An 18,528-nucleotide genomic window follows, 5' to 3' on the forward strand; every position below is an offset into this window, starting at 1 on the left:
GTATTACTGGGGCATGCAGGAAGAGATTGCACGCTCCGCGATCGACACGTTCATCTCCGCGTTCAACGCCTCGGACGACAGCTATGTGCCTGCCCTGCTCTCCCAGGCTCTGACCTCAGACGTGGTCTTCTGGGGGCCGTTGGGTCGCAGCGAAGGAATCGCGGCGGTCGAGCGGTTCGTGCTGGACATCCGGCGCCACCCGGCGGGGACCGGCACGATGGTGCGCTGCTCGGCGGTGGACATGCCTGACGAGTGGGCCCGGTACCAGTGGGTCTTTACCACGCCGGACGGAGGTCCCCGCCTGGCGGGAACGGACGTCGTCCATCTGCGGCGGAGCCTCATCGACCAGGTCATCGTCTTTGCGGGGGAGATCGAACCGTCGGCCTCCTGAGTCATCCTTCTGTCGCTGTCCTTCTCCTGAACTTGCCCCCTTCGGCGCTCGGGGGCTGCGGTTCGCGGTTGGTCGGGCCGCGGTGTTGAGGGGGCGTCCGCCCCAGCGGATGCCCTTCTCGCTGCGGACGCGGGCGCGTTCCTTGCGTTGGGCGGTGAGTACGTCGGGGTGGCGGGCGTTGGTACTGCGCCAGCGCAGGTAGCGGTGCAGTGCCTGGGTTTGCGCGGGGTGGCTGCGGTGGTGGGAGTTGGCCAGGGTGAACTGCCGCAGCGGGCCGAGGTGGGCCTCGATCGGATTGGCCCAGGAAGCGTAGGTCGGGGTGAGGCACAGCTCGACCTTGTTCTTCCTCGCCCAGCGGCGGATGTCCGCGCCGGTGTGGGCGGAGAGGTTGTCCAGGATGATGTGGATCGAGGCGCCGTCGAGTCGGGCGGCGCGGATCGACTTGAGCGCGGTCAGGGTGTCGGCGGTGCCCTTGCGACGTCAGTTGACGCCCCACAGGCGGTCGTCGCCCACGGAGTGGCAGCCGTGGAAGCAGGTGACGCCGTGAGTGCGGCAGTAGATCGCCGACAGCCGGTTTGGCTTGCCCGTTTCGCCCAGCCGGAGCCCGCGGTGGGCCGGATCCCCAGGGGCCCGAACTCGTCGAAGCCGAAGACCCGGTCCGGGAAGCGGTTCAGCGCCTGCTCAATCCGGTCGAGCTTGGCGTCGCGATCGGGGTCGGGCGACTCCTTCCAGGTCTTGGTGCGCTGGAAGGTGATGCCGCGGCGCCGGAGCAGGCACCGTAAGGCTTCACGGCCGATGCGGATGACGCGGCCGTGCGCTTTCCGCAGGTGGGCGGCGAGTTTGCGGATCGACCAGCGGGTGAGGGGTTGGCCGAGCCTGGTGGGGCGAGTGGTGGCCGTCCGGATGACGAAGTCCTCGTCCTCACGACTGAGTAGGCGGGGACGACCTCCCGCCCACTGAGGGTCCAGGCAGGCCAGGCCGATCTCGTTGAAGCGGTGGATCACATCGCGCACGGTGTCCTCGTCGGCCTGGACCAACTGGGCGATCACCGGCACCCGGTTCCCGCCCGCCGAGGCGAGCAGCATCATCGCGCGCCGGTAGCGCACCGAACTCGTGCTGCCCCCTGCGCATGTTCTGCTGCGGCTTCTGCCCCTCCTGGTCGGTCGGTCCGCGTACACGGACAGGCTCGGCCACCGGGCCTCCAGCGATCGGATCGGACGTCGCCGTACATCCAACCGCCACGACCGCCAACCCGGTGAACCTATGCGGTCACAGCACTAGGCGCTGATCGACGAGAGCTCCACCACACCCCAGCCGCAGGTCGGCGCAGCAACTACCGTTGGAGAACCCGAGCTTCCCAAGCTGAGAGTCAGGCAGGTGTCAGCGCGGACGGCGCTTGTAGGGTTAGCTCATGGTGACTGCGACTGTCCGCGAGTGGGACGATGAGGAGGGGTGGGGCGTGCTCGACTGCCCCGAGACCCCTGGCGGCTGTTTCGGCCACTTCTCCAACATCCAGGCAACCGGCTTCCGCACGCTGTCGCCCGGGCAACAGGTGGACCTCACGTGGGAGGCTCCCGGCTTCAAGCAGGACGGGTACGACTACCGTGCGGTGAGCATCGTGCCCCGGCCGGCCTGACATCCGCATCCGACGTCAACGACGGCGAACGCCCACAGTCTCCCGCGGTTCGTCCTGCCCTCGCACTCCCTACCGCGGCATGCGATGACGCCCCGTTGATCGAACTCCCAAGCGGGTGTCGCAGGTTCGAATCCTGCCGGGGGCACCGGCGCAAAGGCCACCCGGGAACGTTCCCGGGTGGCCTTTGACCTCCAGGTCCGACGCCAACGGACAATCGGTCGCGGTCGATGCGCTTCCTGCGCGAGCGGCCCGTGAGGTGCGTAAAGGAGACCGCGCGGTCCTGCGTCCTCGGCACAATGCGCACATGCTCTCCGACGCCATCGACGCCGTGGACTGGTCGGCCGTACCGGCTCCTCCCAACCCGCGGTACCGCCCCGAGGTGATCGCCGACAGTCTCAAGGAGTTGGCCACCGCCACCACGCTCGACCAGGTCGCCGATGCGGCGTCCCGCCTCGCGGGCGGCGGCATCGTGCACGACCACAGCGGCATGGTGTTCCCCTCCGCAAGCCGGGCCGCTCCTTTGCTGCTGGGCATCATGGCGCAGGGCCACCCGCGTGCTCGGGCGGCCGCCGTGGGCTTGCTGGACGACGCGTTGCGCTTCCATCCACTGGCCGGCTACAACCGGGTGGCCACGGAGCACGAGACGCACGTACCCATCTGCTGCGCCGTGGCCCGGAGCGTACGCAGCCGCCGAGACGTCGTTCTCGCCCAGGGCCGTCCCGGAAAGGGACTACTGACAGAGGCGCGACTGCACTGGCGGTTCGACATCGAAGAAGCCTTGCCGGTGTCCGAGGGCGTGGTCGCAGCGTTCGGCGTCTTGGAAGGGGTGCTCCCGAGCCCTCCGGTCGGAGGCGAACTGCATGCGGGGCCGGCTCGGTTCCCTGTGCCGACGGTTGAAACCGAATATCCGCCCGCGGACGACACCGGGCAGGCGTGCCTGCTGCTCAAGGGTGTTCCCGCGGAGGAAGCCGTAGCGGGCTCCGCGCTCCACCCGGCCGCGTGCGGGGAGCGTGAGCACTGATCGGCCACGACCACCGCGCAAGCCCTGGACCGATCACGGCCCAGGGCTTCCGGGTGCCTCGCACTGTCACCGGCGGGGATCGACCGGTACCGGTCCGGCGTTTGAGCAGCCGGTCCACGGGCCGGCCGTCTCCCGCCGGGTGTCCTGTGCCAGGTGCGTGCGGACGTCCGTGGTGCTGCCGATCCGGCCGCGCCCCGGGTCGCCCGGCACCCCCGGGGAGCCACCCCGGCGGCGGCCGACGGCGGCGGGGCGCCTCCCCGCGTCACAGGTCGAGCACCAGCCGGGGTCCCTTCGACCGGCCCACGCAGATCATCATCGTGCTCCCCGCCTCCCGTTCGTCGTCGTCGAGCAGCAGATCGCGGTGGTCCGGCACCCCCGCCAGCACCTTGGTCTCGCAGGTGCCGCAGGTTCCTTCCTCGCAGGAGTACGGCACAGCCGGCACCGCCTCGCGCACCACGTCGAGCAAGCGTCGCTCGGCGGGGACCCGCAGGGTGACGCCGGTGCGGCGCAGTTCCACCTCGAAGGGGGCGTCACCGGTCCCGCCGGTCCCGTCCGCCGGGTCCGTCCCGCCCGGCGAGCCGGGGTCCGCGTCCGCCGCCCCGGGCGGCCGGAACCGCTCCGTGTGCAGCGCTCCCGGCGGCAGCCGGCGGTCCACTCTCGCCTCCACCTCGCGCAGCAGGCCCTCGGGGCCGCAGCAGTAGACAGCCGTACCGGTCGGCAGCCCCCGCAGGGCACGGTCGAGGTCGGGCAGTCCGTGGCTGTCCTGCGGCCACAGTGTCGTCTCTCCGCCGCGCAGGCCGGTGACTTCACGGCGGAAGGCCATGGTCTCCAGTGACCGTCCACCGTAGAGGAGCGTCCAGCGGGGGGAGCCGGGCTGTTCGGAGAGCCTGCGGAGCATGGGGAGGAGGGGCGTGATGCCGATGCCTCCCGCGATGAACACGTACCGGTCGGCCGGGACGAGCGGGAAGTGGTTGCGCGGCCCCCGCACCCTCAGTCGCCGCCCGACCAGGTCCGTCGCGTGGATCTCCGCCGACCCGCCCCGGCTCCGCGGGACCCGCAGCACGGCGACGCGGTAGGAGTGGCGCTCCCGCGGACTGCCGCACAGCGAGTACGAGCGGGTCAGCCCCGAAGGCAGCTCGATGTCGACGTGTGCCCCCGGCTCCCATTCGGGCAGTTCGGCGCCGCCGGGATCGGCCAGGGTGAGCCCGACGACCCCCTCGGCCTCTCTCTCGGCACGGACGACCAGAAGCTCGCGCGCCGGCGCTGCGTTGTCCATCGAAGTCGGGCCTTCCTGTGGCGGTCGGGTGCGGTGGACGCCATCCTGTGCCGCGGCGGCGGGAACGTCACGTTGTCCGGGTGGCACGAAAATGCTCTGGCACCGAATTGCCGAAAACCCGGGACGGAATTCCACAGAAGGGGGTGGCACAGGTGTGCCATCGCATTTTTGTGGCACGGGGAAATCGGTGACAGCTGTTCCACGCCGGGTGAAGCTGGGTCCCGCCGTCAATCACCACGCCGCTTGAGCGTCGACACCGAGAGGACGACTGTGCCGACCCAGATGCACCCCGAGACCCGAGCCATCCATGTGGATGTCCCGGATCTGGACGGAGCACGACCGCTGAATGTGCCGCTCTACCAGACCGCCAACTTCGGTTACGACAACCCCGAGGAGCTGGCGGAGGCCATCAACCGTCCCGAGTCGTTCGCCTACCTCCGCAACTCCAACCCGACGGTGCGTGCGCTCGAGAACGCCATCTCCTCGCTGGAGGGCGCGGCGGCGAGCCTCGCCACCGCGAGCGGGATGGGCGCGATCCACACCGTGCTGCACACCCTGCTGGGCAGCGGGGACCACATCATCGTCCAAAGGCACCTCTACGGCGGTACGTTCGCCCTGCTCAAGGACCTCGCCGCCCGTTTCGGTGTCGACGTCACCTACATCGACGCCCAGGATCCCGCCGAGGTCACCGCCGCTCTGCGTCCGTCGACCAAGGCGCTGTACCTGGAGACCATCTCCAATCCCACCGCCCGGATCACCGACCTGCCGGCCTTCTTCGCGGTCGGCAAGGCCGCGGGCCTGACCTGCGTCGTCGACAACACCTTCGCCTCCCCGATCGGCTGCCGGCCGATCTCCATGGGGGCGGATGTGGTGGTGCACTCCTCCACCAAGTTCCTGTCCGGGCACTGTGACGTCCTCGGGGGCATCGCCGCCTTCGCCGACGCCGACCTGCACCGCCGGGTGTGGTCGCGTTCCCTGGAGACGGGCCCGATCGCCGACCCGTTCGCCGCCTGGTTGACGCTCAGGGGGATCGCCACCCTGGGGCTGCGCATGCGCCGTCACCACGAGAACGCCGACGGCCTGGCGCGGTTCCTGTCGACCCACCCGAGGGTGGCGGAGGTGCACTGGCCGGGCCTTCCCACGCACCCGGGCCACGCCGTGGCGCGGCGCCTGTTGCCGCACGGGTACGGCGGTGTGTTCGCGATCGACGTCGCCGGTGGCCGCGAGGAGACGCTGGAGTTCACCCGGCGCCTGCGCCTGGCCGACCGCGCGGTCTCCCTCGGCGGGTTCAAGACGCTGGTGCAGCAGCCGTCGGCCACGTCGCACCGCTCCATGGACGCCGCGGGCCTCCGGGCGATCGGCATCACGGAGGGGACCGTCCGTATCGCCGTCGGGCTCGAGCACCTCGACGACCTGAAGGCGGATTTCTCCGCCGCCCTGGGCTGACCGGTTCCGATATCGCTCTTTCGGCGGTCCCCCCTTTCGGCCCGCGCGGTCGGCCGGCGCGGTCGGCCGTCCCTGCCCGGCGCCCGCCCCGCACTCGCTCCGCGAATTCCCTTCCTCTGTTTCCCCCTCCGGTGAAAAGGAGCAGAATTCCCATGTCCCATCGCGCCACCCTCACGCCACAGATGCTCCAGTACGCGGAGAAGTTCGACGACCGCGGTGACATCCGCTGGCTGCCGTACCTGATGTACTTCCACGCGGCCGACCACCGCTCGGAGGTCGTGAACACCGACCGGCTCGGCTTCCGCATGTCGCACGGCCCCGACGGTCAGGTCGCGGCGCCCGGCGGCCCGCTCCCCGAGGGGCCGGTCCGTCTGCTCGCGGGCAGCTCCACGGCGTTCGGCATCGGCGCCGGCTCCGACCGGCACACGCTGCCCTCCGCGCTGTGGAGCCGCCACGCGCCGTCCGTCCCGTGGCTCAACTTCGCCGGCCGCAGTCACAATTCGGCCCAGGAGCTGCTGCTCTTCACCCTCTACCGCCACCTGCTGCCGAAGGTGGACGAGATCGTCCTGTTCTCCGGCTTCAACAACCTGGGCCTGAGCCGCCTGCCGGCCTCCGTCCGCGGCGACCACGGCGCGTTCTTCAACTGCAACGACTTCTACGGCCAGATGGAGGAGCTGCGGGCCCGCCACCGCAAGGCGTCCGGTGGTTTCGGCCGGTTCGGAGGACGCCGCCAGGCCGCGCCCGAGCCCGCCGACACCGCGGTGCCCGAGCTGGCGGAGCAGATCGACCTCGCCTCCGAGCTGACCCTGCGCCACCTGGACAGCTGGCGTCTGCTCGCCGAGGGCATGGGCGCGAAGCTGACGTTCGTGCTCCAGCCGCTCGCCACCTGGGTCCGGGAGGAGCCGGCGCCCCAGGAGAAGCTGATCTTCGAGGAGCTCGACAGGATCTCGAACTTCGGCGAGGTGTACGGCGACATCTCCGCCATGTCCGCACGCGAGGCGTACTCCAAGGAGCTGCAGGTCGGCTGCGAGCGGATGGGCGTGCGCTACCTCGACCTCAACCCCGTCATCGCCGACGCCATCGGCAAGGACGACTGGCTCTTCGTCGACCGCATCCACTTCACCGACGAGGGCCACGACCTCGTCGCCGGCCTGCTCGCGCGGCAACTCGGCCTCTCCTGACCGTCCGGCTCACCTCCCACCTCCACGAAAGCGGATTCCTCATGTCCTTCCTGCGCGCCCTCATCAACAAGCTGCTCGGCCGCAAGCCCAAGCCGAAGAACGACGCCTCCATATACCCGATGTTCTGACCGGCCGGTCCGTCCCGCCGTCACCCGCTGGGAAACCACGAGAGAGAGGACTGACGTGTCAGCGCCCACAGTGGCCGCACCACTCCCCCCCGACCGCTCGGATTCCGCCGTCGCCGAAGCGTCCCGCACCGTCTACGGAAGGGTCGTCGACCCCGAGGCGGCTCTGCCCGGAGGCCGCTTCCCGGCCGAGATACGTGCCGAGCTGGACGGCTGCCAGGACACGGAAGGCGACCTGGACCGGCTGCGCCGGCGGGCGGCCTCCTGGTCGGCGGGGGAAGCCCTGCGGTTCCGGGAACTCCTCGGCCCGCTGGACGCCGAAACGCGGGCCGTCCTGGTACGGCGTACCGCCCTGGCCTGCGCGCCGCTCGCCCTGATGTCCGGCGCCTGGTTGCAGTGGTTGAGCGCTCCGGGCAACGGGGACGACCCCGCGGTCCTGCGCATCCTCGCGCTGTACGCCTCGGACCTGGGCGTCGGCAACCCGCGCGCCTCGCGCGGGGACGCCTACCTGCCGGTGCTGCGGCACCTCGGCGTCTCCGAGAACGCCGTACCCGCCGGCCGGCTCGCGGCCGACCAGCGGATCGACGACGGGCACTTCCGGCTGCCCGCCCTGCTGCTCGCCATGAGCAGGCGTCCCGACGACTTCACGCCGGAGATCCTCGGCGCGGACCTGTGCCTGCGCTCCGTCGGTCTGCTGCCCGCCCTCACGCTGGTGCGGGCCGAGGAACCGACCGTCACGCACTGGGACGTCGTCGACCCCGCCACGCCCCGCGGCGAAGCGCCCGGCGGTGTGGAGCTCGCCCTCGCCGCCGTCGAGGACCTGGTGGCGCGGGACGGGGAGGACGCCCGTGCGCGGAGCGTCACCGGCTTCCGCTGGGCCCTCACGGCGCTGAAGGAGTGGACCGGGCGGCTGCACACGGAACTCGTCGCCGCCTGCGACCCGGTCTTCGAAATGGCCGAGCTGATGAGGCGGCGGGCCCGTGAGGGTTCGGTGTACCACCACGCCTTCCCCCTGGAGGGTCGGCCGCTGGCCGACTGGCTCAGGGAGAGCCAGACCGATCCCCGACCGATGCTGGCGGCGCTGTCCCGCAGTCGCCTGGTGCGGCCGGGCCGGCCGGACCGGAGCCGGCTGGTGAACGGGCTGGTGGAGGAGAACGGCCGGATGTTCCGGGTGTTCTCGCCCGAGGACCTGGACGTGGTGCGCCGCTGGATCGGCTCACTGCCCGGTCCGGCGGTCGGTACGCCGGAGGCCGGCGCCGCCCTCTCCCCCGCGCGGCCCCTCGGGCTGCGCACCTGGCGGGCCGAGGACGACGGCCGGCCGCCGGCGACCGTCCGGGAGGCCTACCACCTGCTCCTCAACCGCACGGACACCCCGGCGGTGCGCGCCTACGCACGCGAGTACGTGCACGGTTGGCTGGGGAGGTCACGCCACGGGATGGACGCGTGCGAGAGCTCGCTCCCCGCGCGGTGGACCACACGCGGGCTGCGCCCCTGGCTGGTCGACATGCACGACCGGCACAACGAGGCGTTCGAACAGGGCGCGGAGCAGGAGCTGCCGAGCCGGGAGGCGCTCGTCGACTCCACGGTGCAGCTCGCTCCCCTCACCCTGATCGACGGTGCCTGGATCCAGGGGTTCACCGACTACGAGCACGCGTCGTCGGAGATCGGCCACTCCCTGTTCGATACCTACTGGGACGAGCTGGGCAACGGCGAGGCGCGTCTGAACCACCCCCTCATCTACCGCGAGGTGCTCCAGGAGATGGGGGTGGACGTCCCGCCCACCGCCTCCCGCGCCTTCGCCGAGTGGGAGGGCTTCCGGGACGCCTCCTTCGACCTGCCGGTGTACTGGCTGAGCATCGGCCGGTTCCCGCAGACCTTCATGCCCGAGGTGCTCGGCCTGAACCTGGCGATGGAGCTGTCCGGGGTCGGCGGCACGTACCGCAAGGCGCGGCTGGCACTGAAGAAGTACGGGTTCAGCACCCGCTTCGTCGACATCCACAACACCGTGGACAACGTCGCGACGGGCCACTCGGCGTGGGCCGCCGACGCCATCGACACGTACCTGTCGTCGATCACGGCGTCCCAGGGCGCCGGCGCCCTCGACTCCGCGTGGGAACGCGTCCGCACGGGTTACCGCTCGCTCAACCCGCCGTCGGGCTTCCGGGCCCGCCAGGCCGCGCGCCGAGCCGCACGCAGTGCGGCGAAGACCCGCTGACGACCTGCCCGGACGACCACCCGGACCCCGCCGGCCTTCCCCTCACACAAGGAGCATTCCCATGTCCGATCTGGTACTGGGCGTATCCGCCTTCTACCACGACAGCGCCGCCGCCCTGGTGGTCGACGGCGCTCCGGTGGCCGCCGCCCAGGAGGAGCGGTTCAGCCGGGTGCGGCACGACGCCGCCTTCCCCGCCCTCGCCACCCGGTACTGCCTGGAAGAGGCCGGCGTCTCGCTGGACGACGTGTCCGCCGTCGCCTATTACGAGGACCCCGCGCTGAAGTACCGGCGCGTCCTGACCACCTTCGCGGGCGCGGCGCCGAACGGTTTCCCCTCCTTCCGGGACACCCTTCCCGGCTGGCTGTCCTGGAAGCGCAGGACCGCGGACGTCGTCCGCAAGGAGCTGGCCGGCCTCGGCCTGGGTGAGGTCCCGGAGCTCAGCGTCCGCCGGCACCACGAGTCCCACGCCGCTTCGGCCTTCTACCCGAGCCCCTACGAGTCGGCCGCCGTGCTGTGCATCGACGGGGTCGGGGAGTGGGCCACCACCACGCTGTGGCACGGCCGGGGCACCCGGCTCGAACCGATCTCCGAGATCCGCTTCCCGCACTCCCTCGGACTGCTGTACTCGGCGTTCACCTACTTCTGCGGCTTCAAGGTCGACTCGGGCGAGTACAAGCTCATGGGCCTCGCGCCCTACGGAAAGCCCCGCTACGCGGAGCTCATCCGGGAGAAGCTGATCGACGTCAAGCCCGACGGCTCCTTCCGGCTCGACATGGACCACTTCGAGTACCTGCGCGGTCAGGTGATGACCGGGCGTGGTTTCGAGGCGCTGTTCGGCGGCCCCCGGCGCACCCCGGAGAGCCCGCTCACGGAGCGCGAGTTCGACCTCGCGGCCTCGGTGCAGAAGGTCACCGAGGACGTGGCCATCCTGCTGGCCCGGCACGCCCGCAAGGTCACCGGCGAGCGCAACCTCGTCCTGGCCGGCGGTGTGGCGCTCAACTGCGTCGCCAACGGAAAGATCATCAACGCCGGCATCTTCGACGAGGTGTGGGTCCAGCCCGCCGCCGGCGACGCCGGCGGCGCGCTCGGCGCGGCGCTCGCCGTCGCCTCGGAGCGCGGCGCGCCCCGCGGCCACCTCGGGAACGGAACCGACGGCATGGCCGGCTCGCTCCTCGGCCCGGAGTTCGACGACGACGAGATCGCCGCCTACCTGGACGGCGAGAACATCCCCTACACCCGGCTGACCCCGCAGGAGCTCTCCCGGCAGGTCGCGGGGGAACTCGCCCAGGGGCGGATCGTGGGCTGGTTCCAGGGCCGGATGGAGTTCGGGCCGCGGGCGCTCGGCGCCCGGTCGATCATCGGTGACCCGCGTGACCCGGACATGCAGTCCACGATGAACCTCAAGATCAAGTTCAGGGAGTCGTTCCGCCCCTTCGCCCCCTCGGTGCTCGCCGAGGACGCCAAGGACTACTTCGAGCTCCACCAGGAGAGTCCCTACATGCTGGTGGTCACCGGCGTCGCACCCTCCCAGCGGGTCGATGCGACGGGCGGCGGCGACGCCGCCGGACTCGACCTGCTCAAGGTGCAGCGCTCCACCATTCCGGCGGTCACGCACGTCGACCACTCGGCCCGGGTGCAGACCGTCACGCCCGAGCGGAACGCTCCGTACCACCGGCTCCTCACCGCGTTCAAGAAACAGACCGGCTGCTCCGTCCTGGTCAACACGTCCTTCAACGTACGTGGCGAACCGATCGTCGCCAGCCCGGCCGAGGCGTACGCGTGCTTCATGCGGACGAACATCGACCTCCTGGCCGTCGGCAACTTCCTGCTGCGCAAGAGCGAGCAGCCCGAATGGCGGGAGGAGACGGACTGGCGCGACGAGATTCCCCTCGACTGACACGTGCGCACCGCCCCTCGGCGAGACCCCGTGGTCTGCTGAGAACCGTGGGCCCCGAACGCTCCGAGACGAGAACCGAGAAAAACCGAGAGAACCGGGAAACCGAGAGAAAGGAAGCGTGAACCGTGCGTACCGTACTCCTGGCCATCGTCTACTACCTGGTGGTCACCCCCGTCGGCCTACTGGCCCGGGTCGTCCGTGACCCGCTCGCCCGCGGCTGGGACCGCGGGGCCCGCACCTACTGGGTGACACCCACCCCGCCGGCGGCCTGAGCCCACCGGCCCGCAGAGGAAGACGGACAGCGCCACGAGGGGCCGGGGTGACACGGTCCGAACGACAGTTCACCCGGCCCCACCCGGCACACCCGTCTCCGCCGACGAGACACGACCACACGATTCGCAGGAGCAGGAATGCGCGCATCGCCGTCCCCTCAAGAAGGAGTGGACTACCAACAGGGAAAGGGAGGGGCCGCGGAAGCGGTCCGGCTCACCGTTCCCGTCGCCATGGCCTACATCCCACTGGGGGTGGCGTTCGGCGTGCTCCTCACGGCGAGCGGCATCAGCTGGTACTGGGCGCCGATATCCACCCTGCTCATCTACGCGGGATCCATCGAATTCCTCGCCGTCGGATTCATGGTGGCCGGGCTGCCCATCTACCAGGTGGCGTTCACCTCGCTCATCGTGAACTTCCGCCACATCTTCTACGGCCTGTCCTTCCCGATAGAGCGACTGCGGACCCGGACCCAGAAGGTCTACGGCGTCTTCGCGCTGACGGACGAGACGTACGGCATCACGACGGCCGGCCCCGGCATGGACCTGACGGGCAGGCAGATAACCATTCTCCAAGCGGTCAGTCATGTGTGGTGGTTCCTCGGGGCGCTGCTCGGCTCCCTCATCGGTCAGGTCATCCCGGACAGCGTCAAGGGCTTCGAGTTCGCGCTCACGGCCATGTTCCTGACCCTCGCCGTCAACGCGGTCCGCTCCCGCCGGAGCGTCGGCCTCGTCCTGCTGGCTCTGGCCGCCGGAGCCATCGCGTACTTCGTGGACAAGTACCTCATCGAGGAGTCCTTCCTCATCGTCAGCCTGCTCCTTTACGTGGGTGCGATCAGCTGCATGTACAAGAAGGAGAAGGCGAAGTGACCATGGTTTCCGACACTCACGCGTTCACCGTCGTCGCCGTCATCTCGGTCGTGACCATCGCCCTCCGGGTGGCGCCGTTCTTCGTCCTCGGGAAGCTCTCGCAGAGCGGCTACATGCGGTACATCGGCGAGAAGATGCCGACCGGCGTGATGGTCCTCCTGGTGGCCTACACCATCAAGGACCTGGACGTCAGCGTCTATCCGTACGGCCTGCCGACGCTGGTCTCGCTCTGCGTCGCGGCGGTCATGTACTGGAAGACGGACAACTCGCTGTTGTCCATCGGCGGTGGCGTGGCTCTGTACATGACTCTCGTCAATGTGGTGGTCTGAATGGGCAACGCGAAGACACCTGGTTCCACCGCCGTACTGGTTTTGGAGGACGGCCGTATCTTCCGTGGCCGCGCCTACGGGGCGGTGGGCGAGACCCTGGGCGAGGCGGTGTTCTCCACCGGGATGACCGGTTACCAGGAGACGTTGACCGATCCGTCCTACCACCGTCAGGTGGTGGTGATGACCGCTCCGCACATCGGCAACACCGGCGTCAACGACGAGGACCCGGAGTCGGGGCGGATCTGGGTGGCCGGGTATGTGGTGCGTGATCCGGCCCGGGTGCCTTCCAGTTGGCGTTCGGTGCGCACGTTGGACGAGGAGTTGGTCGCCCAGGGGGTGGTCGGCATCTGTGGTGTCGACACCCGGGCGCTGACCCGGCATCTGCGTGAGCGTGGGGCGATGCGGGTGGGGATCTTCTCCGGTGAGGCGCTCGCCGACGAGGCGTCCCTGCTGGCCCGGGTGCGTACCGCCCCGCAGATGGTCGGGGCCGACCTCGCCGCCGAGGTCGCCACCGCCGAGCCCTACACCGTCCCCGCCATCGGCGCCAAGCGGTTCACGGTGGCGGCGGTGGATCTGGGGATCAAGGGGATGACGCCGCGGCGGATGGCCGAGCGTGGTATCGAGGTGCACGTGTTGCCGGCGACGGCGACGGTCGAGGACGTCTACGCGGTCGATCCGGATGGGGTGTTCTTCTCCAACGGTCCGGGCGACCCCGCGGCCGCGGACCGTCCCGTCTCCGTCATGCGCTCCGTTCTGGAGCGGTCCACGCCGTTGTTCGGTATCTGTTTCGGCAATCAGGTCCTGGGCCGTGCGCTCGGCTTCGGCACCTACAAGTTGAAGTATGGCCACCGGGGCATCAACCAGCCGGTGCAGGACCGCCTCACCGGTCGGGTGGAGGTCACCGCGCACAATCACGGTTTCGCCGTGGACGCCCCCGTGGGCGCGCCCAGCGACACCCCCTACGGCCGGGCCGAGGTCTCCCACGTCTGCCTCAACGACGGCGTGGTCGAGGGGCTGCGCCTGCTCGACCGGCCCGCCTTCAGTGTTCAGTACCACCCCGAGGCGGCGGCCGGTCCGCACGACGCCGCCTACCTGTTCGACCGCTTCGTCTCCCTGATGGAGGGCCAGCGTGCCTAAGCGCACCGATATCCAGTCCGTCCTGGTCATCGGCTCCGGTCCGATCGTGATCGGGCAGGCGGCCGAGTTCGACTACTCCGGCACCCAGGCGTGTCGTGTCCTCAAGGCCGAGGGGATGCGGGTGATCCTGGTCAACTCCAATCCCGCCACGATCATGACCGATCCGGAGATCGCCGATGCCACGTATGTGGAGCCGATCACTCCGGAGTTCGTGGAGAGGATCATCGCCCGGGAGCGTCCCGATGCGTTGTTGGCCACGTTGGGCGGCCAGACGGCGTTGAACACCGCGATCTCTCTGCACGAGGACGGCACTTTGGCCGAGTACGGGGTGGAGTTGATCGGCGCCAATGTCGAGGCGATCCGCAAGGGCGAGGACCGTGACCGGTTCAAGGAGGTCGTGGCCGAGGTCCGGGCGAAGATCGGTCACGGCGAGTCCGCCCGGTCGGTGATCTGCCACTCCATGGAGGAGGTTCTGGCGGGGGTGGAGGAGCTGGGCGGCTATCCGGTGGTGGTGCGTCCCTCGTTCACCATGGGGGGTGCCGGTTCCGGTTTCGCTCACGACGAGGCCGAGCTGCGCCGCATCGCCGGGCAGGGCCTGGCGCTCTCGCCGACCACCGAGGTGTTGTTGGAGGAGTCGATCCTGGGGTGGAAGGAGTACGAGCTGGAGCTGATGCGCGACCGCAACGACAACGTCGTGGTGGTCTGCTCCATCGAGAACTTCGACCCGATGGGGGTGCACACCGGTGACTCCATCACCGTGGCCCCGGCGATGACGCTGACCGACCGCGAGTACCAGGTGTTGCGGGATGTCGGCATCGCGGTGATCCGCGAGGTGGGGGTGGACACCGGTGGCTGCAACATCCAGTTCGCCGTCAATCCCGTCGACGGCCGGGTCATCGTGATCGAGATGAATCCGCGGGTCTCGCGCTCCTCGGCGTTGGCGTCCAAGGCCACCGGTTTCCCGATCGCCAAGATCGCCGCCAAGCTGGCGGTGGGCTACACCCTGGACGAGATTCCCAACGACATCACCGAGCAGACCCCGGCCTCCTTCGAGCCGACCTTGGACTATGTGGTGGTCAAGGTTCCGCGGTTCGCGTTCGAGAAGTTCCCCGGCGCCGACTCCACCTTGACCACCACCATGAAGTCGGTGGGTGAGGCGATGGCCATCGGCCGCAACTTCCCCGAGGCGCTGAACAAGGCGCTGCGCTCGCTGGAGAAGGCCGGCAGTCAGTTCGACTTCGCCTCCCCGGTGGGGGAGAAGGAGGAGTTGCTGGCCGCCGCCCGGCGTCCCACCGACGGCCGGATCAACACCGTCATGGACGCCATCCGAGCCGGCGCGAGCCCCGAGGAGGTCTTCGAGGCCACGAAGATCGATCCCTGGTTCGTCGACCAGCTGTTCCTGATCAAGGAGATCGCCGACGAGCTGGCCGCCGCCGACCGCCTCGACCCCCAGGTGCTGGCCGAGGCCAAGCGGCACGGCTTCTGCGACGCCCAGATCGCCGCGATCCGCGGGCTGCGCGAGGACGTCGTGCGCGAGGTCCGCCACACCCTGGGGGTGCGGCCGGTCTACAAGACCGTCGACACCTGCGCCGCCGAATTCGCCGCGAGGACCCCGTACTTCTACTCCTCCTACGACCAGGAGAGCGAGGTCGCCCCGCGCGAGAAGCCCGCGGTGATCATCCTGGGGTCGGGGCCCAACCGCATCGGCCAGGGCGTCGAGTTCGACTACTCCTGCGTCCACGCCTCCTTCGCGCTGCGCGAGGCGGGCTATGAGACGGTGATGGTCAACTGCAACCCCGAGACCGTCTCCACCGACTACGACACCTCCGACCGGCTCTACTTCGAGCCGCTCACCCTGGAGGACGTGCTGGAGGTCGTCCACGCCGAGACGCAGGCCGGCCCCGTCGCCGGTGTGATCGTCCAGCTCGGCGGCCAGACCCCCCTGGGGCTGGCCCAGGCGCTCAAGGACAACGGCGTGCCCATCGTGGGCACCTCCCCGGAGGCCATCCACGCCGCCGAGGACCGCGGTGCCTTCGGCCGGGTCCTGGCCGCGGCCGGGCTGCCCGCGCCCAAGTACGGCACCGCCACCACCTTCGCCGAGGCCAAGGAGATCGCCGCCGGGATCGGCTACCCGGTCATGGTCCGCCCCTCCTACGTGCTGGGCGGCCGCGGCATGGAGATCGTCTACGACGAGTCCCGGCTGGAGGCGTACATCGCCGAGTCGACCGAGATCGGCCCCTCCCGGCCGGTGCTGGTCGACCGTTTCCTCGACGACGCCGTCGAGATCGACGTCGACGCCCTCTACGACGGCCACGAGCTCTACCTCGGCGGCGTGATGGAACACATCGAGGAGGCCGGCATCCACTCCGGCGACTCCGCCTGCGCGCTGCCCCCCATCACCCTGGGCGGCCACGACATCAAACGGCTGCGGGCCTCCACCGAGGCCATCGCCCGCGGGGTGGGGGTGCGCGGACTGATCAACATCCAGTTCGCGCTGGCCGGCGACATCCTCTACGTGCTGGAGGCCAACCCGCGCGCCTCGCGCACCGTCCCCTTCACCTCCAAGGCCACCGCCGTCCCCCTGGCCAAGGCCGCCGCCCGCATCTCGCTGGGCGCCACCATCGCCGAGCTGCGCGCCGAGGGCATGCTGCCCGCCTCCGGCGACGGCGGCACCCTGCCGCTGGACGCGCCGATCTCGGTCAAGGAGGCCGTGCTGCCCTGGAGCCGCTTCCGCGACGTCCACGGCCGCGGCGTGGACACCGTGCTGGGCCCGGAGATGCGCTCCACCGGCGAGGTGATGGGCATCGACACCGCCTTCGGCACCGCCTACGCCAAGTCCCAGGCCGGGGCCTACGGCGCGCTGCCCACCAAGGGCCGCGCCTTCGTCTCGGTCGCCAACCGGGACAAACGCTCGCTGATCTTCCCGGCCCGCGAGCTGGTCGCCCTGGGCTTCGAACTGCTGGCCACCTCCGGCACCGCCGAGGTGCTGCGCCGCAACGGCATCGACGCCACCGTGGTGCGCAAGCAGAGCGAGGGCACCGGACCCAACGGCGAGAAGACCATCGTCCAACTCATCCACGACGGCGAGGTCGACCTCATCGTCAACACCCCCTACGGCACCGGCGGCCGGCTGGACGGCTACGACATCCGCACCGCCGCCGTCGCCCGCGCGGTGCCCTGCCTGACCACCGTCCAGGCCCTGGCCGCCGCCGTCCAAGGCATCGACGCTCTCAACCACAGCGAAGTGCGCGTCCGCTCCCTCCAGGAACATCACCGGACCATCGACGCGACGCGCCCGAGTCCGGACACGGACGCGACCTCCGCGGCGCGGAGCGCGGCGACGCGCCCCCTGCTACAGGAGCCCGTGCTCCATGGCGCGCTGGCCGAGCTGAAATCGGCTCTGAGCGTCGAGTCGCTCCATGAGCTCCGTGATGAGGCGACGCTCGGTGCGCAGTGAGACGCCCAGCCGGCGGGCCGCCGCCTCGTCGGTGTAGCCCTGGGCGAGCAGCCTCAACAGTTCCCGCAACTGGGAACCGGGGTCGTCGAGGCCGCGCCGCACCGGCTCGCCGAAGGGCTGGGCTCCCTCCCAGACGGCCTCGAACAGGGCGCGGAAGGCAGCCACCGCACCTGGCTCCCTGATCAGGGCGGCGCCCTTGGAGGTGTCCTCGGGGTCGAGCGGCACCAGCGCGGCCTCGCGGTCCACGATGTGCATCCGCAGCGGAAGGGCCGGGACGGTGCGGGTCTCCCCTCCCTGCTCGGTCTCCCAGCGCGCGTATTCGTACGTGGCGGCGTCGTTGCGGACGCTGTCCAGGTACACCGTTCTCACCCGCACGCCGCGGCTCAGCTGCTCCTGTGTGAGGGGCTTCGCCGCTTCGATGCTCGCCGGGCTCTGCCCGCCGCCGGGGGAGAAGCAGAGGACCTCCTTCTCCGCCTGCTCCCCGAGTTCGGCGATCCGCTGTCGGACCGCCTGGAGACCGATGATCGACTCGGCGGTCCCGGAGGGCCGCCGGGGAAGGAGTTCGGAGTAGTGCGCGATGAACGCCTCGGCCGCGGCGTGGCTCTCCGCGAGGGCGAGCTGCTGCTCCGCGACCCGGGCCTGCTGGCGGGCGATCAGGGTCTCGAGAGCCACCCGCGGGCTGACCACGCGGAGCGCACCGCCGTCGGTGTGCAGGTGAAGCAGGGAGAGGTCCGCCAGTTCGTCAAGGGCCGCTCGTATCTCCTCCTCGGACCACCCAAGAATATGGACGAATTCGAGTACCCCTGCACCGGGATGCGCGAGCATCGCTCGATAGAGCGTATCCGAACGTGCGGTCATCCCCAGATTCGTCAGCATCCCTTTTCCCCCAGTCGATGGCCCCGGGGAATTGTTGAGGTATCTCCGTGCCAGGTCAAGAAGGTGTCCGAGCAGTGGACCTCGTCCCATACGAAAGAATTGAGACATCCCATGCACCTCATTCCCTTCCGACTCGTCGGGGTGCCGCTGCCGGTACATCGAGAGGTAGCGGACATCGCACTCACCGCACTCGAACAGGCACGTAGGCGGACGAAAGGGGTGGAGCACGTCAGGGCGCACCCGAGCCGGTTCGGCGCGCGGGGCATCGCGTTCTGCTCCGCGGCCCAGTCGTTCGAGGAGGCGCAGGCGAGCTGCCGGGAGTTGTGCGGGGCGGCCCTCTCCAGTGCCGAGCAGTTGGCCGACTGGAACATCGAGATCTGAGGAGTCCCCCCGACACGAACG

At 70.0% G+C, this 18,528-nt stretch carries 14 protein-coding genes and 2 pseudogenes; 13 read left to right on the plus strand and 3 right to left on the minus strand.

Going from position 1 to position 18,528, the window contains the following annotated elements:
• Positions 1-13 precede the first annotated feature (13 nt).
• Positions 14-391, plus strand: a complete 378-nt coding sequence (locus tag F0L17_RS26805) for a nuclear transport factor 2 family protein (RefSeq protein WP_162465597.1) — start codon at positions 14-16, stop codon at positions 389-391.
• 75 nt (positions 392-466) lie between these two features.
• Here the strand turns inward: F0L17_RS26805 and F0L17_RS27020 are convergent.
• Positions 467-1,585: pseudogene (locus F0L17_RS27020) on the minus strand (IS630 family transposase); the annotation flags it as partial.
• Positions 1,586-1,802: 217 nt separating this feature from the next.
• Here F0L17_RS27020 and F0L17_RS10125 point away from each other — a divergent pair.
• Together F0L17_RS10125 and F0L17_RS10130 are read left to right on the plus strand one after the other, a co-directional pair.
• Positions 1,803-2,027 carry a cold-shock protein gene (locus F0L17_RS10125; protein ID WP_155070811.1) on the plus strand — a complete coding sequence of 75 codons (225 nt, stop codon included), beginning with the start codon at positions 1,803-1,805 and terminating at the stop codon, positions 2,025-2,027.
• Between the two features lie 304 nt (positions 2,028-2,331).
• A complete protein-coding gene (locus tag F0L17_RS10130; protein WP_155070812.1) occupies positions 2,332-3,048 on the plus strand; it encodes a hypothetical protein in 717 nt (238 codons plus the stop codon).
• Between the two features lie 262 nt (positions 3,049-3,310).
• Here F0L17_RS10130 and F0L17_RS10135 read toward each other — a convergent pair whose 3' ends face one another.
• Positions 3,311-4,324 carry a PDR/VanB family oxidoreductase gene (locus F0L17_RS10135; RefSeq protein ID WP_155070813.1) on the minus strand — a complete coding sequence of 338 codons (1,014 nt, stop codon included), beginning with the start codon at positions 4,322-4,324 and terminating at the stop codon, positions 3,311-3,313.
• Between the two features lie 282 nt (positions 4,325-4,606).
• Here F0L17_RS10135 and F0L17_RS10140 point away from each other — a divergent pair, with 282 nt between their 5' ends.
• The 9 genes and pseudogenes from F0L17_RS10140 to carB form a co-directional block, all read left to right on the plus strand.
• Positions 4,607-5,770, plus strand: coding sequence for a trans-sulfuration enzyme family protein (locus F0L17_RS10140; protein ID WP_155073434.1), 1,164 nt, complete (start codon positions 4,607-4,609; stop codon positions 5,768-5,770).
• 152 nt (positions 5,771-5,922) lie between these two features.
• Positions 5,923-6,951: an SGNH/GDSL hydrolase family protein gene (locus tag F0L17_RS10145; protein WP_155070814.1), complete on the plus strand. Its 1,029-nt coding sequence runs from the start codon at positions 5,923-5,925 to the stop codon at positions 6,949-6,951.
• A gap of 183 nt (positions 6,952-7,134) precedes the next feature.
• Complete coding sequence (locus F0L17_RS28300; RefSeq protein WP_162466030.1) at positions 7,135-9,291, plus strand: iron-containing redox enzyme family protein; 2,157 nt, start codon at positions 7,135-7,137, stop codon at positions 9,289-9,291.
• Positions 9,292-9,352: 61 nt separating this feature from the next.
• Entirely contained in the window at positions 9,353-11,188 is a 1,836-nt protein-coding gene (locus F0L17_RS10155) for a carbamoyltransferase family protein (protein ID WP_155070815.1), read from the plus strand.
• Positions 11,189-11,313: 125 nt separating this feature from the next.
• Positions 11,314-11,460 (plus strand): hypothetical protein, encoded by a 147-nt coding sequence (locus F0L17_RS27025; protein ID WP_155070816.1) that lies wholly within the window; start codon positions 11,314-11,316, stop codon positions 11,458-11,460.
• A gap of 138 nt (positions 11,461-11,598) precedes the next feature.
• Complete coding sequence (locus tag F0L17_RS10165; protein ID WP_155070817.1) at positions 11,599-12,327, plus strand: AzlC family ABC transporter permease; 729 nt, start codon at positions 11,599-11,601, stop codon at positions 12,325-12,327.
• Between the two features lie 2 nt (positions 12,328-12,329).
• Entirely contained in the window at positions 12,330-12,656 is a 327-nt protein-coding gene (locus tag F0L17_RS10170) for a branched-chain amino acid transporter permease (RefSeq protein WP_155070818.1), read from the plus strand.
• Positions 12,657-13,793, plus strand: a complete 1,137-nt coding sequence (carA, locus tag F0L17_RS10175; protein WP_155070819.1) for a glutamine-hydrolyzing carbamoyl-phosphate synthase small subunit — start codon at positions 12,657-12,659, stop codon at positions 13,791-13,793. It begins immediately after the preceding gene.
• A pseudogene (gene carB / locus F0L17_RS10180) lies at positions 13,786-17,088 on the plus strand (carbamoyl-phosphate synthase large subunit); the annotation flags it as partial. The gene carA and the pseudogene carB, both read left to right, overlap by 8 nt.
• Positions 17,089-17,145: 57 nt before the next feature.
• On the opposite strand, the gene F0L17_RS10185 reads toward carB, so the two are convergent.
• Positions 17,146-18,075, minus strand: a complete 930-nt coding sequence (locus tag F0L17_RS10185) for a helix-turn-helix transcriptional regulator (protein ID WP_155070820.1) — start codon at positions 18,073-18,075, stop codon at positions 17,146-17,148.
• 270 nt (positions 18,076-18,345) lie between these two features.
• Here F0L17_RS10185 and F0L17_RS10190 point away from each other — a divergent pair, with 270 nt between their 5' ends.
• Entirely contained in the window at positions 18,346-18,507 is a 162-nt protein-coding gene (locus F0L17_RS10190) for a hypothetical protein (protein ID WP_155070821.1), read from the plus strand.
• The last annotated feature ends 21 nt before the right edge of the window (positions 18,508-18,528 follow it).

Origin of the sequence: Streptomyces taklimakanensis (assembly GCF_009709575.1) — a bacterium.
Lineage (GTDB): Bacteria > Actinomycetota > Actinomycetes > Streptomycetales > Streptomycetaceae > Streptomyces > Streptomyces taklimakanensis.